Origin of the sequence: Rhizobium lentis (genome assembly GCF_017352135.1) — a bacterium.
Lineage (GTDB): Bacteria > Pseudomonadota > Alphaproteobacteria > Rhizobiales > Rhizobiaceae > Rhizobium > Rhizobium lentis.
The window spans coordinates 97,614-111,859 of the sequence record NZ_CP071454.1 but is presented as its reverse complement, the minus strand read 5'-3'; the positions used below and the strand labels follow the sequence as shown (position 1 = coordinate 111,859).

At 61.4% G+C, this 14,246-nt stretch carries 12 protein-coding genes and 1 pseudogene; 10 read left to right on the top strand and 3 right to left on the bottom strand.

The window, feature by feature from the left end; genetic code table 11:
* The first annotated feature begins 22 nt into the window (after window positions 1–22).
* From J0663_RS00590 to J0663_RS00545, 10 genes are all read left to right on the top strand, one after another.
* On the top strand, window positions 23–742 hold the full coding sequence (locus J0663_RS00590) for a heme-copper oxidase subunit III family protein (RefSeq protein WP_207242568.1): 720 nt from the start codon (window positions 23–25) through the stop codon (window positions 740–742).
* Window positions 743–749: 7 nt separating this feature from the next.
* Complete coding sequence (locus J0663_RS00585; RefSeq protein ID WP_207242567.1) at window positions 750–1,115, top strand: cytochrome C oxidase subunit IV family protein; 366 nt, start codon at window positions 750–752, stop codon at window positions 1,113–1,115.
* Between the two features lie 27 nt (window positions 1,116–1,142).
* Window positions 1,143–1,739: a dienelactone hydrolase family protein gene (locus J0663_RS00580; RefSeq protein WP_207242566.1), complete on the top strand. Its 597-nt coding sequence runs from the start codon at window positions 1,143–1,145 to the stop codon at window positions 1,737–1,739.
* Window positions 1,740–2,032: 293 nt separating this feature from the next.
* Window positions 2,033–3,052 carry a helix-turn-helix domain-containing protein gene (locus J0663_RS00575; protein WP_246590342.1) on the top strand — a complete coding sequence of 340 codons (1,020 nt, stop codon included), beginning with the start codon at window positions 2,033–2,035 and terminating at the stop codon, window positions 3,050–3,052.
* A gap of 148 nt (window positions 3,053–3,200) precedes the next feature.
* A complete protein-coding gene (locus tag J0663_RS00570; RefSeq protein WP_207244389.1) occupies window positions 3,201–4,433 on the top strand; it encodes an efflux RND transporter periplasmic adaptor subunit in 1,233 nt (410 codons plus the stop codon).
* A gap of 129 nt (window positions 4,434–4,562) precedes the next feature.
* Window positions 4,563–5,261, top strand: a complete 699-nt coding sequence (locus J0663_RS00565; RefSeq protein ID WP_207242564.1) for an ABC transporter ATP-binding protein — start codon at window positions 4,563–4,565, stop codon at window positions 5,259–5,261.
* Window positions 5,258–6,397: an ABC transporter permease gene (locus tag J0663_RS00560; protein ID WP_207242563.1), complete on the top strand. Its 1,140-nt coding sequence runs from the start codon at window positions 5,258–5,260 to the stop codon at window positions 6,395–6,397. Before J0663_RS00565 ends, J0663_RS00560 begins: the two co-directional genes overlap by 4 nt.
* Window positions 6,398–6,401: 4 nt before the next feature.
* Window positions 6,402–7,595, top strand: a complete 1,194-nt coding sequence (locus tag J0663_RS00555) for an ABC transporter permease (RefSeq protein WP_207242562.1) — start codon at window positions 6,402–6,404, stop codon at window positions 7,593–7,595.
* Window positions 7,596–7,961: 366 nt separating this feature from the next.
* Window positions 7,962–9,458: a right-handed parallel beta-helix repeat-containing protein gene (locus tag J0663_RS00550; RefSeq protein ID WP_207242561.1), complete on the top strand. Its 1,497-nt coding sequence runs from the start codon at window positions 7,962–7,964 to the stop codon at window positions 9,456–9,458.
* 537 nt (window positions 9,459–9,995) lie between these two features.
* Window positions 9,996–11,465: a right-handed parallel beta-helix repeat-containing protein gene (locus J0663_RS00545; RefSeq protein WP_207242560.1), complete on the top strand. Its 1,470-nt coding sequence runs from the start codon at window positions 9,996–9,998 to the stop codon at window positions 11,463–11,465.
* On the opposite strand, the gene J0663_RS00540 is transcribed toward J0663_RS00545, so the two are convergent.
* The 3 genes and pseudogenes from J0663_RS00540 to J0663_RS00530 form a co-directional block, all read right to left on the bottom strand.
* Complete coding sequence (locus tag J0663_RS00540; protein ID WP_207242559.1) at window positions 11,462–11,743, bottom strand: nodulation protein; 282 nt, start codon at window positions 11,741–11,743, stop codon at window positions 11,462–11,464. The two genes, J0663_RS00545 and J0663_RS00540, sit on opposite strands and share 4 nt — an antisense overlap.
* A 186-nt stretch (window positions 11,744–11,929) precedes the next feature.
* Window positions 11,930–12,094, bottom strand: a pseudogene (locus tag J0663_RS31115) (protocatechuate 3,4-dioxygenase); the annotation flags it as partial.
* A gap of 162 nt (window positions 12,095–12,256) precedes the next feature.
* The gene (locus J0663_RS00530; RefSeq protein WP_207242557.1) at window positions 12,257–14,158 is read right to left on the bottom strand and encodes a potassium transporter Kup; all 1,902 of its coding nucleotides are present in this window, start codon (window positions 14,156–14,158) and stop codon (window positions 12,257–12,259) included.
* Window positions 14,159–14,246: the final 88 nt, after the last annotated feature.

Genomic DNA, 14,246 nt, shown 5'->3' with positions numbered 1-14,246 from the left:
GGCTGAACCGGGAGATTTGCAGATGGCACAAACTGTCCAGCCACACGGGGAACCCGGCCTCAGGCAATCGGGCCTGCGCGGTGTCGCCGCCGATTTCAGCTCGGATCAGCGCGCCTTCAAGACTGCGTCCTGGGGCAAGGCGATGATGTGGATCTTTCTGCTCAGCGACACCTTCGTCTTCGGCTGTTTCCTGATCGCCTATATGACTGCCCGAATGTCGACGCCGGTCGCATGGCCCAATCCCAGCGAGGTCTTCGGGCTCCATATCGGCGGCCAGAACGTTCCGCTGATCCTGATCGCGATCATGACCTTCGTGCTGATATCGAGCAGTGGCACCATGGCAATGGCGGTCAATTTCGGCTATCGCCGCGACCGCGGGAAGACGGCTGGCCTAATGATTCTGACGGCCCTTCTCGGGGCAACCTTCGTCGGCATGCAGGCCTTCGAGTGGACGAAGCTCATCACCGAAGGCGTGCGGCCCTGGGAAAATCCATGGGGCGCGGCGCAGTTCGGATCGACCTTCTTCATGATCACGGGTTTTCACGGCACCCACGTCACGATCGGCGTCATCTTCCTCCTCATCGTCGCCCGCAAGGTCTGGCGGGGCGATTTCGACGTGGAACGGCGCGGCTTTTTCACCAGCCGGAAAGGGCGCTACGAGGCCGTCGAGATCATGGGCCTCTACTGGCACTTCGTCGACCTCGTCTGGGTCTTCATCTTCGCGTTTTTCTATCTGTGGTGAGGTCGTCATGAGCGAGACAACGGCACACGCGCAAACCCAAACGGTGGATGCACAGGCACATGCCGGGCAGCAGCACCCGATCCGGCTCTATCTCCTCGTCTGGGGCCTGCTTTTCGTGCTCAGCGCCCTCTCCTACATGGTCGATTACCTCGGCATCCAGGGTTATCCAAGATGGACGCTGATCCTCGTCTTCATGATGCTGAAAGCCGGCCTCATCGTCGCCGTCTTCATGCACATGGCCTGGGAAAGGCTGGCGCTGGTCTATGCGATCCTGCTGCCGCCGTTGCTGGTGCTGGTCTTCGTGGCGCTGATGGTGTCGGAAGCGGACTACACGATTTTCACCCGGCTCGCCTTCTTCGGGGCTACGCCGTAGATACCGATCGTCGGGAGAAGGTTTTGTATGGCTGAAGTCTTGTTGTTCCACCATGCCCAGGGGCTGACCCCGGGCATCCGCGCATTCGCCGACGATTTGAGGGCGGCCGGCCACATCGTGCACACCCCTGATCTGTTCGGTGGACGCACCTTCGCCAGCATCGATGAGGGCCTCGCCTATATCGGTGCGATCGGCTTCGACGAGATGAGGGAGCGCGGCGTGCGCATCGCTGACGAACTGCCTGCCGCGCTCGTTTATGCCGGGTTCTCCTTCGGTGTGCTGCCGGCGCAGAAGCTGGCACAGACACGGCCCGGAGCCCGTGGCGCCTTGTTCTTCTATTCCTGCCTGCCGATCAGCGGAAAATGGGCCTTCGGACCCTGGCCGGAGGGTGTCCCGGTTCAGATCCACGGGATGGACAAGGATCCGATCTTCGCAGGCGAGGGCGATATCGACGCCGCTCGCGAGATCGTCGAGACGGTCGAGGACGCGGAACTTTTCCTCTACCCAGGCGACCAGCATTACTTTGCCGACAGCTCGCTCCCGTCCTACGACGCGGACGCGACGGCGCTCCTGACCAGCCGAGTTCTCGCGTTCCTGGGCTCTTTGCAGCACCCGTCTGGTTGAGATTGGAGGGCGGGGACGCGACCGAGACGACAGTTTCACGGTCATGCTTTCCCCTTGATTTCGAAGCGAAAACTGTCTTGTAAGAATTCCGTCGAAAGATTGCTGGCCGGATATTGGCCGGGCGCCGCCATCGTCAACGTCACTTCGGACTGGCCTTTACACCGAAGGCCGGTATCCCGTGCCGTTCACAAAAAAATCGCATCCGAAACAGGTCCTAGAACACGATGGAGGTCGCGCCGGGTTGCGATCTCGGCAATGATGGTATCTGTCCGCCACTCCGATCCCGCCAGGCCATGCTGTTCATTCCGCTTCCCTTCGTCGTCGCCCTTCTGCTGCTCATCCTGTTCGTCACCGTCCTCAGGCGGGAAGAGGAGGCGGCACCGAACCGGCCATTTCTGGCGCTGATCCTGCTCAGTGTCCTGTTATCCATCCTCTCCGGCCTGCGCTGGGGCTACGGAGTGCAGGCGGTCAGCATGGTCGCGCCTGTCATCGCGGCGATGGTACCGCCGCTTACCTATGCAGGAGTTTCCAGGCTGGTGAGGACGAGCCGGCGGTCGCTGCCAGCGCGGATTGCGCTGCATGCCGTGCCGGCCGCAGTCATCCTGCTATTGATCACCTTCCGGCGAGATACGATTGATATCGCGCTGGTGCTTGTTTTTGTCGGTTATGCCGTGGCGATCCTGCTTCTGATGCGGCCGGGCGCGGATGCGCTGCGGCTTGCGCCCTTCGAGGGGGCGGTGCCGGCCTATCGGGCGATCATCTTCGCGGCGGCGGCGCTGTGCTTGTCGGCAGCAGTCGACATCTTCGTGTTCCTCGATTTCACCTGGGCACATGGCGCGCATGCGATGACGCTGATCAGCGTCAGCAATCTCGCCATCCTCGTCATCCTCGGCATTGCGGCGGCGGCGGCCAGCCGAAGCCGGGCGCCTGCCGAAACGGTGGAGATGACGCCGAGGCCCGAAACGATCGAGGACAAGGAGACGATCGCGGCGGTCGATGCGCTGATGGAGGCAAAGAAGCTCTATCACGACGCCAATCTCAATCTCGATCGGCTCGCCCGCAAGGCCGGCATTCCCGCCCGCCAGATATCGGCAGCGATCAACCGGGCGATGGACAAGAACGTCTCGCAATATGTCAATGATTACAGGATCGGCGAGGCCTGCCGGCTGCTTGCCGATACCGAGAAATCGGTCACCGAGGTGATGTTCGACGTCGGCTTTCAGACCAAGTCCAACTTCAACCGCGAATTCCGCCGGGTGACCGATATGACGCCGGTTGCCTGGCGGCAGAAGAAAGCGGGTCCGACCTGTTGAGGTGATCTGCCTTGCAGCCCGCGCCCAGGCAATCACCCGCTCTCGTGGTTCGAGACGACCCTGCGTTCGTCACTGCGATCGATTCACAGGATCGATTGCTCCGCTTCGCGGATCGCTTCTCACCCTCACCATATGAGGGCTGGCTCGGCTGCATTGCCGCGCCGCGTACTCAATCGCGATCGAGGACTGTCAGAAACGTGTTCGAGGTCGCGGCTTTGTTGTCGTCGGCCATTCTGTCGGCATGAACACTACATCGGAACATGAACGAGATCTTGCCGCCAAGCTGCGATCGCTTTCGATCGAGCCCGCGGCCTTCAAGACAGAGCCGTCGGAGCGCAAAGTCCGGCGGCGCGTGATTCCCGGAATGCTGGCCCTGGCTGCGGCGGCAGCGCTGGCGGCGGTTCTTCTCTATCCGACAAATGTGGTGGAGCGCATCGAAACCGGGTTTGCAAAGCTTGCGGGCGGAGAGCCTGCGATATCGGCGAGCGGCGGAGAGGCGCCGGCAAGGGCTGACGCACCGCCGATCGGGGCTGCGACGGCGTCGATCCGGGAGATTACCGGCTCCGGTTATGTCGTGGCGCCCGATGTCGCCACCGTCTTTTCCAAATATGAGGGCCGGATCGTGGAGGTCGAGGTCGAGGCCGGTGATCGGGTGGTGGCCGGGCAGGTGCTCGTGCAGCTCGACGATACCGGTGCCCGGTTTGCGTTTCGAAACGCGGAGATATCGCGTCGGGCGGCGGAGCTCGCGCTCGATGCAAGGAATATCGGGCTTGCGCAGGCACGGTCGTCGCTTGCCCGCATCGAGCGGCTGGCCGGACGAGATGCGATGTCGGCGCAGGCGCTGGAGGAGGCGAAAACAGCTTTCGCTACGGCAGACAATGCCGCCCTGCAAGCGCGCCAGGATGTCGAAAGGGCCAAGCTCGATATCGACAGGGCGCGTGAACAGGTCGAGGCGCTGACGGTGCGGGCGCCGATTTCTGGTACCGTCACACGGCTTGATGCCCATGTCGGCGACACGGTGTTGTCGCGCGAGGACAGCGTGCGGGAGAATGAAAGCCTGCTTGTCATTACCGACACGGAAAGTCTGATCATCGATGCCGATGTGGCCGAAGCCAATATCGCACTGATGCGGCCGGGGCTTGCCGGCGAGGCGGTGCTCGACGGTTTCCCCGATCAGCCGTTTGCCGTCGCGGTGTCGAAGATCGCCCCCGCAATTTCGCGGGAGAAGGGGACGGTAACGCTGCGCCTGTCGCTCGCTTCGCCGCCTTCGGGAATGCGGCCGGCGATGGCGGCGCGCATTCGGCTCGTGGTGGGTCAGGAGGAGGCGCGGGTGCCCATCACCCGCCCTAGTCCTTCGGTGGCCCCTCACGGAGAGCGCTGATCAGTGAGCTGTGTGGCTGCCACCTTCTCTCCGGCCTCACTGCCCCGAAGGCGCCTCGAACGGCGGGGCTGGCCACCGCTTCCCAGGCCGCGGCGGACTATCGATAAGCAATCACCAAGGAGCAGAACCATGACCCACACGCGTGAACCCTACATCGCCCTTGCCGGCGTGAAGAAATCCTTCAGGATCGGGGCGGCGACAATTCCGATCTTCTCAGGCCTCGATCTTTCCATTCCGCCCGGCGATTTCGTTGCGGTCATGGGGCCATCGGGTTCAGGGAAATCGACGCTGCTCAATATGCTCGGCGGCATCGACAGCCCCGACGCCGGCGAGATACGGATCGGCCGCAGCCATCTCGAACAGATGGGCGAGGGCGCCAGAGCCGCCTGGCGGGCGCACAGCATGGGCATCGTCTTTCAGTTCTACAATCTGCTGCCGATGCTGAATGCGGCGGAGAATATCGAGCTGCCGCTGCTCCTAAAGCCGCTCGGGCGCAAGGAGCGGCGCGCCCGCGTCGATACGGTCATGGATCTCGTCGGGCTTGCCGGACGGCAGCGGCAGTTTCCGTCGAGCATGTCCGGCGGCCAACAGCAGCGTGTCGGCATTGCCCGCGCCATCGTCGGCGATCCAGATCTCATCCTCTGCGACGAGCCGACCGGCGATCTCGACCGGAAATCGGCCAATGACATCCTTGAGATACTTGGCTTCCTCAATAGCGAGCTTCGCAAGACCATCGTCATGGTCACGCACGATCCGGAAGCGGCGGCCTTTGCCCGGCGCACGCTCACTCTCAACAAGGGCGAGTTCACCGAGGGGGCGATCCGATGACCTTCTTCGAACTGATGCGACGCAATGCCTGGCGCAAGCGGCTGCGCGCCGTACTCCTGATGTTTTCGGTCGGCATCGCCTTCCTGATCTATGGGCTGACGGCGAGCTTCGTCAGCGGCAGCCAGGGGGCGGCGGGCGCCAGCGACAATCTGCTCGGCGTCTTCAACAAATCCGGCCGGGGGCTGCCGCTGCCTCTGGCTTATCTGAACAGGATCTCGGCCCAGAGCGATGTCGCGGCCGTTGCCTATACCACGCGCATGCGCGGTTTCATCGATGTCGAGAAAAACGTGGTTGTCGTCAGCGCCGTCGATCCGCGAGCCATCGCCGACGCCAATGGCGAGGAGTTGGGGCTGACGCCGGAGCTCATGGCAACGCTGGAAGAGGGTCGTGATCGGGTGCTGGTCGGCAGGGCGTTGGCTGAGACGCAAGGCTGGTCGCTCGGCCAGCGCATCGGCGTCACCAGCCAGATTATGAAGGCTGACGGCACCCGGAACTGGAGCTTCGTGATATCGGGCATCTTCGAGGGCGCCGATGCCAGCACGGACACCTATTTCATGCTCGCCCGCTACGACACGATCAATGCCGCCCGCGCCAGGGACAAGGATACCGTCGACGCCTTCGTTGTGCGCCCGCGCGACGGTGTTTCATCCGGGATGCTTGCGGCGCGGATCGACGCGCTCTTCGCCAATTCGGCGGCGCAGACAAGGACCCAATCGGAAAAGCAGTTCCTCGAAGCCTTCCTGCGGCAATTCGCCGATGTCGGCCTGATCGTCAGCCTCGTCGTCAGCGCGACCTTCGTGACGATCCTGATGATATCGATCAACACCATGCTGTTCGCGGTGAGGGAGCGTCGATTCGAAATCGGCGTCATGAAGGTGCTCGGATTTTCCAGCGGGCGGATCGTGGCGCTCATCCTCGGTGAGACGCTGTTCATCTTCGCCGTCGGCGGCGCGGGCGGTCTCATCCTCGCCAAGCTCGCAACCTATCTGATCGGGCCGGCACTCGGCCTCGTCCTCGGCGGCGAGGTGTTCATAAAATCCCTCGCCATCATTGTCGGTCTCGGTTTGCTGACCGGGCTATTGCCCGCCCTTAACGCCATGCGCCTGCCTATCGTTAACGCCCTCAGAACGAGATAGTCCAATGTGGTCAACGCTCAAGCAGATCTTTCTCATGATCAAAGTCAACCTCGGCAGCCTGCCGCGGCGGCTCGCGATCTCGCTGTCGATGGTGCTCTCCGTTGGCCTCGTCGTGGCGGTGCTCGCGGGCTTTCTGGCGATGGCGCGCGGCTTCGAAGGCGCGCTTGCAGGCGCAGGATCGCCCGGTATCGCTGTCATTCTCGGCGGCGGCACCAACCAGGAAACCGGCTCGGATGTGCCGGCCGAGGCGATCCGGAGCCTGGCCGCCATGAGCGGCGATACCGGTATTGCCCGCGACGGCGCCGGCGGACCGGCGCTGTCGCGCGAGATCGTTGTTCCGATCGATATCAGGGGACGCGACGGCGAGCAGACGCTGTCGCTCAGGGGCATGGATGCGGCAGGGCCTGGCCTGCGCCAGCGCGCCCGGCTTTCGCAGGGGCGGCTGTTTACGCCTGGCGCGCGGGAGATCGTCGTCGGCGCCCGTATCGCCGAGATATTTGGCTTTGCCGTCGGTGAGACGGTGCGGCTCGGCGCGGTCGACTGGAAGGTCGCCGGCCGCTTCACTTCGGGCGGCAGCGCCTTCGAATCCGAGATCTGGGCGGATCTGGAAGCGGTGCAGTCGGCCTTCGACCGGCTGGGGCAGGTGCAGAGCCTGCGGCTGCGGCTCGACGGCGCGGGCGGACTGGCGGCGTTGCGCGCGCGACTGTCCGGTCTCTCCGGACCGCCGCTCACCGCGGTTTCCGAGGCCGAACTCTATGCGGCACAGGCGGAGCGCACCGAAAACCTGATCCGTCTGTTCGGTTGGCCGATCGCGCTCTTGATGGCCATCGGCGCGATGGCCGGGACGCTAAACACGATGATGAGTTCGGTCTCCGACCGTGCCGTCGAAATCGCCACGCTGCGGCTCCTGGGCTTTGCCCGCCTGCCGGTCTTCGCTGCCACCTGGGTGGAGGCGGTGCTCCTATCGGCGGCGGGTGCGGTCTTCGGCGTCGTTGGTTCCATGATCGCCTTCGATGGCTGGCAGGCGAGCACGATGGGCGCAAACAATACCAAGATGGCTTTTCAGCTCAATGTGACGCCCGACGTTATCCTGACCGCTGGGCTGCTGGGGCTGGCGATCGGCGTGATCGGCGGCGCTTTGCCGGCGCTCGCAGCAACGCGGCTGCCGCTGGGGGCGGCGCTGCGGGCGAGGGGGTGAATCGCCTCGCGACTATCACCCTCAGGATAAGGGCCGATCGGTATGCGATGCCGCTGGAGAGGAACCCAAGCGAGGGCAGAATCACCGGGGCACATCCTGAAGATGAGGTACGTCCCCCGCGCAGTTTCCTTGATTTGTTCGCCTCAAAGTCGCTGCTTTCTTGGCCTGAGTTGTGGCTTTTCAGCACCTTGCGGATGCCGCCGCCATCGACAGTGGGATAAGACCGTTAAACCGGCCCGCTGCCGCATTGACACCATCTTCTCGCCTTCTTGCCGTGGACGGTTGCCCGCGCCGCATCCGGTCGGCCGATATCGGTCGATCTCCGTGGCTGCAAAACGATCCGACGAACAGGGCAACATTGGTGATATGACAATCTACTATGTGAACTCAGCGACCGGCTCCGACCGCAACAGCGGAACGAACCAGACATCGGCTTTTGCGACTTTGTCCAAAGTGGAATCCTTGAAGCTGAAACCGGGCGACAGCGTGCTCCTCGCCAAGGGCAGCGTGTTCAACGAGCAGTTCGATATCAAATATTCCGGCACTGACAGTGCGCCGATCAAGATCGGCAGTTACGGGACGGGTGCGGCACCCGTCATCCACAGCGGCGGCGACGGCATTCATAGTCTCTATGCGTCGAACATCGTGGTCGAGAACCTCAAAATATCCAATAGCGGGGGTTCGGCCATCTCTGGTGGCAGTGTCTCGAATTGGACAGTTCGCCATGTCGAAGTCGACAAGTCAGGATTGTCGGGCGAAACAGGCGCCATGAATTTCCGCAACAGCAAGAACATCACGATCGAAAACAGCACGATTTCGGGCGCTAAGGGCGACGGCGTCTGGATCGACAAGGTCGAGGGCTTCAAACTTCTCAACAATACGGTGACGAACAGCCACGGCGCCAAGGCGGATGCCGTCCAGGTGAACGACAGCAGCAACATCCTGATCCGAGGCAATCATCTCGACCAGACGAATGCCGATAGCCCCAAGGGCGTCCTTGTGCTCATCAGACCGGAGAACGCAGTGGTCGAGAACAATACGCTGAGTGGCGGCGGCTTCGGCATCAGCGCGCAAGCGGGCAAGAACGTCGCCATCCGCGACAACGATATATCGGAATTTCACGGTTACAGCTGGTCCTTCGCCGTCGGTCTCGGTGACGAAGGCAATACGAGAGACTACGATATTGCGGGCAACCACATCCACGATGGCGCGTGGGGCGTGGTCATCACCGCGCCAGCCGACGCTCCCAGCTATACCCGCACGAATATCAAGGTCCACGACAATGTCTTCGACGACCTCTCACAGTCGGCGCTGAAGGTCGACAGACCGGCCTCCGGCTCCTTCTCCAACAATACGATCGAGAGCGGCACCAACGCCACCAACATATCGCCTTCGATCGTCGACGCGCACACCTTCACCGTCAGCAACAACCATACGGTCGCTAATGTCGAGACGGCGCTGGCGAGCCCGGTTGTCACGACTGCCGCAGTCACGGAGGCGCCGGCGGATCCGGCGGTTGTCGCCGTGCACGACAATTTGAAGATCATCACCGATACGGGCGACGCCCACCGCGGCAATCTCCTCGAAAACGACACCTCCGATAACGGGACCCTGGTTCTGCGCCGCTTCGGTGATGAAGGCGTCGGCAAGGACGGCCTGACGCTGACCGGCGACTACGGCGTCATTCACGTGGACCCGGAGGGCAACTATGCCTACACGCTCGATGAAACGAAGCTCCCCACCAATGACCAAGACGGACATGTGAGCGAGACCTTCAGCTACGGGATCGACGATGGAAACTCGTACCACAGCGATGGCGATACGCTGACTGTCTACCTCCATATGGATAGCTTGCTGAGCTGAGGGTGCGGGGCCGGAACTGAACAAAAGAGAAATCCCGGATAATTTCCGGGGTTTCATGAGCGGCAGCCGGCCGCTTTACTGCTGCGGGACTGGATTGACGACCAGGCCGCGGCCGAATGAGCGCAACATTCACCAAAATTGCGCCCTGATAGTGCATCGATGGGTAAACGTGTCTGGCGTTCTCACCCGCCTTTGCCTTCGGAACATTGCGGTGTCTCAAGATGAGCCACAATTGCATTCGAAGTGCACCGGGAACAGGTAAAACCTCGGTCAATACCATTTCAAGAGCTCTTCCTCGCAGGCAATCCGATACTGTTCATTCACCTTTCGGTCGTTGTTTGGTGGATTATTTTCGTTAAGGTTGTAGTCTTAAAGATGCCGCCACCGCCAGGCGCTTCTCGGGACCAAGTCAGGCCGATGGCCTTCGATCGCTGTAACCACAGCATTGAGGCCTCTTCGGCCTTAGTCCCGACCACATCCGATCCACTCGTTACAGTCGAGCCAATCGACTGCGCGACAATGTGAGAATAAGGCGACATGACAGTCTATTATGTAAATTCAGCGACCGGCTCCAACGCGAACACCGGAACGAGCGAGGATTCCCCCTTTGCAACATTCTGGGCGGTGGAGAACCTAAAACTACAGCCGGGCGACAGCGTGCTTCTCGCCGCCGGAAGCGTGTTCAACGACCAGCTCGATCTCAAATATTCCGGCACGGTGGCCGCCCCGATCACCATCGGCAGCTACGGGATCGGCGACGCTCCGGTCATTCATAGCCCCGGCGACGGCATTCACAGCCTTTACACCTCGAACATCGTCATCGAGAACATCAAGATCTCCGACACCGGCGCTGCGGCCATCTATGGCGGTTATGTTTCGAACTGGACGATCAATAATGTCGAGGTCGACCACACCGGCTTGGCAGGCAAGGCTGGTTCAATCAGCATCAGAACCGGTTCGAACATCACCATCGAAAACAGCACGATCAACGACGTCAACGGCGACGGCATGTGGATTGAGAAGATCAACGGCGTTACTCTCCTCAACAACACCGTCACCAACGCCCACGGCACCGCGGCGGATGCCGTCCAGATAAACGACAGCAGCAACATCGTCATCAGCGGCAATTATTTCGATCAGACGGGTGCGGTGACGCCAAAGGGCGTGCTGACGCTCATCCGGCCCATGGAGGCCGTGATCGAGGGCAACACCATCCTCGGCGGCAGCTTCGGGATCAGCGCGCAGGCTGGCACGAATATCGCCATCCAGGACAATGATATCTCCGGCTATGGCGGCTACAGCTGGTCTTACGCCATCGGTCTCGGCGACACGGGCAATACGCGCAACTACGATATCTCCGGCAACTATATCCATGACGGCGTCTGGGGCGTGGCGGTCACCTCCGCCGGGACGACCAGCTATGTCCGTGAGGGCATTGATATCTACGGCAACCTGTTCGACGATTTGACGCAGGCGGCGCTAAAGGTCGACCGGCCTGCCTCCGGCTCCTTCCACGACAATTTCATCGCGAGCGACGTGACGCCCTACAGCATATCGCCTGCTATCATCGCCGCCGGCACCTTTCCGGTCTATGGCAACACGACCGTAGACGAGAGCGCGGTCACGCTTGCCAGCGCCGATAGTCTGGTTGCCACGGAGGCCAGTCTCAGCCTGATAGCCGACAGCGCCCATGCCGGGCAGGACAGCCTGACGAAGATGAAAAGCGAGGCGGACAACAGCCATCACGGCAATGCCTTCGGCGATGACGGCGTCTCCTCCGAAAGCATTCTGCTTCACCGCTTCGGCCATGATGGCTTGGACAAGGGCGGTGAGATGCCGGACAAGCGCAACCATTTCGGTCCCTTTGACGCAGCCGATCTCTTCGGTGCCGGCGAAAGCGGCAATGCCTCCTGGCATCATGAGATCCCGCCGCCGCCGGAGTCTTCGCATTATCAGGATGGGCTGGTCCTGAGCGTCATCCTCCGTCCCGAGGACGCGCTGATCTAGTTCCCGCCGAGCAGGGTCAGCAGGACCTCGGCTTCGATCTCCCTGCAGATGCTCTCATATTCGGCGATGATCGCTGGATCGGCCGACCTGTCCCTGCGCATGAGGTCGAGCACGGCGCAGGCCTCGCCATAGGTGCCGCACATCTCGTAGAGATCGGGATCGTTCGCCGCAGCCGCCCTGATCGTCGCCCGTGTCGCGGGCAACCGCATCATCAACCGGGCTAGCCCCTGTTCGGCGGCGCGTCCGGCGATGCGGGCGACGACTTCTTTCCTCGCCATGCCATCCTCCCTTTGCTGCTTCTCCGCTGTCGAGAGAAGTACGCAGAGATGCTGGATCTGGTTCAAAGGACGGGCCAAAATTGTCCGCTTAAAAACCTCCTTGCCGCTCGATTTCAATCAATACAATGGCTTATGATTGACAAAGAGGTTTTTAAGAGGTCGACTTTCTAAAAAATGGGTGGGGTGGGCGAGCGTCGCGACACAGTTCGGCCGTGCGCGCAAGAGCGGCTCGGCCAGCTTTTCCCATGCGATCGCTTTCGTGCCGCTGCTCAGGAAATCGGTTGCCTTCCAGTCGAATGTCCTGGCGGCGATGGCGACGTGCCGCCGCGGTCAGATGGCTGCCGCCGCCAATGATCACGCCGCGATGGCAGCGCCGCCGAGCACAAGGGTTCGCCTCTTCATGAATCATCCTTTCCCGAAGACCCCGGTGTCTAAAGGGGATCGACTGGAAGTCCCGGTTAAATCGCGGCAATGATCCACGCGGATCGAAATGAGGCGACGCCCCATCATGCTTCAGATGGCAACCTGCTCTCCGAGTTCAACAACGCGGTTTGATGGCAGGTTGAAGTAATCGGACGGATCGATGGCAATGCCCTCCAAGGCCATGAATATGCGCTCCTGCCAACCGGGCAGCCCGGTATTCGGGGTTCTCACGAGGTTCCGGCGGCCGAGATAAAAAGAGGTCTTCATGATTTCGAACTTGAAGCCTCCTTCTCTGCAGAGAGCCAGCGCCCTGGTGACATCGGGATCGTCCATGAAACCGAAGGTGATATCGAGACGTACGAAACGCGGCGAGAGCTGGCTTATCTTGGTGCGCCTGCTGTCGGGGACATAAGGTTCGTCTTCGGTCCAAACCGTCAGGATGACGTTCTGTTCGTGGAGCACGTGGTTGTGCTTGAGGTTGTGGAGCAGGACGCTCGGCGTCCGATCGGGGACGCTCGTCAGGAACACCGCCGTCCCCGGAACGGTCACCGGCGAATGCTCCGACTTTCGTTCGATCGACCGGATGAAGGAATCGAGCGGGATCTCGTTGTTGGCCCGCAGTCTCTTCAGATAGGCCTGTCCCCGGGTCCATGTCCACATCAGGATCATGATCGCCAGGGCAAGGGCGACTGGAACCCAGCCGCCGTCATGGATCTTCAAGAGATTGGCAGCCAGGAACAACACCTCGATAATGAAGAGCGGCAGCAGCAGGATGACGGCAAGCATCAGAGAGTAGCCCCAGACAGCCCGCAGGAATTGAAAGGCCAGCATGGTCGAAATGACCATGGTTCCGGTCACCGAGATGCCGTAGGCGGTCGCCAGCGATTCGGAATCGCCGAAAGAAAAGATCAGCATCAGCACGCCGACCAGCAGGAGAAGATTGACGCTCGGCACATAGATCTGGCCGGTGTTGGTCTCCGAGGTGAATTTGATCCGCAGCCTCGGCAGGAAGCCGAGATGAACCGCCGAGCGGGCCAGCGAAAACGCGCCGGTGATGACAGCCTGGCTGGCGATAATGGTCGCCATCGTCGCCAGGATGACCACCGGCAGCAGGATCCAATCCGGATACATCAGAAAGAACGGGTTGGTTGCCGTTTCGGGATGGGCGAGAACCAGCGCGCCCTGACCGATATAGTTCAAGAGCAATGCCGGAAAGACAAGCACGAACCATGCCGTCTGGATGGGACGCCGCCCGAAATGCCCGAGATCGGCATAGAGCGCTTCGGCACCCGTCACCGTCAGAAACACCGCGCCAAGCACGATGAGGCCAACTGTGCCGGCATGGGCGAGGAACGAGAGCGCGTTGATCGGATTGAGCGCGGCCAGGATCCTCCAATCGTCGCCGATGTGGATCAGGCCACCTGCGGCCATCGCCAGAAACCACAAGACCGTTATCGGCCCGAAAAACATAGAGACAGCTGCAGTTCCCCTCGACTGCGCGGCAAAGAGAACGATCATGATCACAGCCGAGGCGAGCGGGACATAATCGGCGAAGGCTGGCGTGACCAGCTTCAGGCCTTCGAGCGCCGACATGACCGATAGGGCAGGCGTGATCATCGCGTCGCCGATGAAGAGGGCTGCGCCGATCAGGCCTGCAAAGAACAGCACCGGCACGTTTCGTCCCATCTTTTTCATCAGGAGGGCAAGAAGCGAGAGGGTGCCACCTTCGCCGTCATTGTCCGCCCTGAGCAGGAACAATACATATTTGAAGGTGACGATGACAGTCAGCGTCCAGACCATCAGCGAAATCAGGCCGATCACCTCCGGCTCGTGTATGCCATCGGCGGCAAAGGGCCTGAGTGCCTCGCGGAACGCATAGAGCGGGCTGGTGCCGATATCGCCGTAGACGACGCCGATTGCGCCGACGACCAATCCGACAAAGCCGGCCCGGCCGCCGACGTCACCCGTTTTGTCTGCATGTGTTGAAGTCATGGTTCCCCGCTTGCGCCACTTGCTTACAGGCAGAAACATATGCCGCATTGGAGAACGGCAAGTAAATTTGTGCCGGTGCAAATTTTTC